The sequence below is a fragment of the Planktothrix sp. FACHB-1355 genome (genome assembly GCF_014748295.1).
GTDB lineage: Bacteria > Cyanobacteriota > Cyanobacteriia > Cyanobacteriales > Aerosakkonemataceae > Aerosakkonema > Aerosakkonema funiforme_A.
Window position 1 is genome coordinate 1 of record NZ_JACJUP010001225.1, and the last position, 1,980, is coordinate 1,980.

Here is a 1,980-nt window from a genome sequence, read left to right on the forward strand (position 1 = left end):
GCTGAAATTAATTCACTAGGCTGTTCTATTAAAAAATCAGGGTTTTGTTTTGCTAGTATTTGTTTGCCATTAAATCCCCAAGTGACTGCAATAACTTTTATATGACTCTTTTTTGCAGCCTCTATATCTCTGGTTTCATCGCCAATATAGATTATTTGTTCTGGTTTTAGTTTGTTTTGCTTAATAAATTTATTTATTATTTTGCTCTTACCAAATATATTTTTTGCCGAATAAATAAAATCAAATAAATCGGGCATACCATTTTTATCCAAAAAAATTAGGACATTTTCTTTATCGTTAGAAGTAATAATACCGATTGTGTTACCTTGTTGCTTTAACTCAAACAAAGCTTCCTTTATACCTGGGATCGGCGTTAAATAATGAATTTTACTATTTAATTCAATTTTTAACCTCTTTAAAATAAAAGGCAACTTAAAAAGGGAAACACCTGACTGCTTAATAACATCTCTAGATGTTAAATTTCTGTATTTAACAATATCCTCTGGTGTAGCTTTTTGATAACCAAATTCAGGTGCTAATAAATTACTAATATTAACTATTGTCTCAAAAGTATCGGCAACAGTGCCGTCAAAATCAAAAATAATAACTTTTACGCTCATGGTTTTAGTAAAGAAATAGAAGTACGATAAGTTAAGAATTATAAGTTATAAATTCAAAGTTTATAACTTATAAGCTTTGAATGTTAGAGCGGGCATTCCGTCGCAACATTTCTGGTTTAATTCGCCGCAGCGCTGATGCGGGGAAACGGCTCTGCCAATCTTCATAGGAAATTTCAGCTAACTGCATGAGTTTGGGAGCCACATTACCAGGATAAGGCTGAAACTCATCAATGTCAGTTTCTTTAGCAAAACGCTGGTTCCAGGGACAAACATCTTGGCAAATATCGCAACCGGCAACCCACCCGTCTAAATGGGAGGCGATCGCATCCGGCAATTCTTGAGCGCGATTTTCAATTGTGTGATAAGCGATGCAACGGTTAGCATCGATCGCAAAAGGTTGGGAAATTGCACCTGTCGGACAAGCTTCCATACAACGAGTACAAGTGCCGCAGTGTTCGGTATGAGGGCGATCGGGCGCTAAATTCAAATTAGTGAGTACTTCGCCCAAAAATACCCAAGATCCGTACTCTCGCGTAATCACGTTACTATTTTTGGCAATCCAGCCAATTCCAGCACGTTGAGCCCAGACTTTATCCTGAATTGGACCAGTATCGGCGTAATAACGAGCTTGAATTCCTTCTCCTTGTGCTTGCAACCAGTTTACCAGTGCTTTCAGCTTTTTATGTAAAACCTTGTGGTAATCCCGTCCCCATCCGTAACGTGATATTTTGGCGTATTCCTTGCCTTCCGGACGCTGATGAGGTGTATAGTAGTTGAGAGCAACGGAAATAATAGATTGCACCTCTGGCATTACCAGACGGACATTTTGACGTTTGGGGTTCTCCATCCATACCATATCAGCGTGATAATCCAAGGCCAACCATGCTTGTAATTGCTGCGCTTCTGAGTCGGCTTGCGGTTCGACAGCCGCAATTCCAGCCTTGTGAAACCCCAGATCTAAAGCTTTTTGCTTTACCTGAGCGGTGAAAGCGGAAACTTCCCACGTTGATTGTTTTTTGGAATTCATAGATCGAAAAAGGCGAATTTTCCAGTGATATAAATCACATTTTAGCCAAACTTAAAACTATAATTGCAAACTTATCGGATTTACAAATTTGACTTGCAAATTATGAAAATATCTTGCACTATGTAAAAAGAGAGAGAGATTCATTAACTCCTCAACAATCTCTCTTCCAAGAAAGAAAAGTGAGAGAGTTTAGCTCAGTTCCCAGCTTACAATAACGCAAAAACTGGGTATCAGTTTTCACTACCTTCCAGGGTAAGGAGTTTCTATGACCTTTATGGCAGACTTCGCTTCAATCTGCTTCTCTAAAACTTTCATTTCCTATCGCCTAGCCGA

At 38.5% G+C, this 1,980-nt stretch carries 2 protein-coding genes; both read right to left on the reverse strand.

What is annotated here, in order from left to right:
- Positions 1-620, reverse strand: a 620-nt coding sequence (locus tag H6S82_RS31025) for an HAD-IA family hydrolase (protein ID WP_191057319.1), incomplete at its 3' end; no start/stop codon positions are given.
- Positions 621-687: 67 nt separating this feature from the next.
- Entirely contained in the window at positions 688-1,647 is a 960-nt protein-coding gene (gene queG / locus H6S82_RS31030) for a tRNA epoxyqueuosine(34) reductase QueG (protein WP_190472001.1), read from the reverse strand.
- Positions 1,648-1,980: the final 333 nt, after the last annotated feature.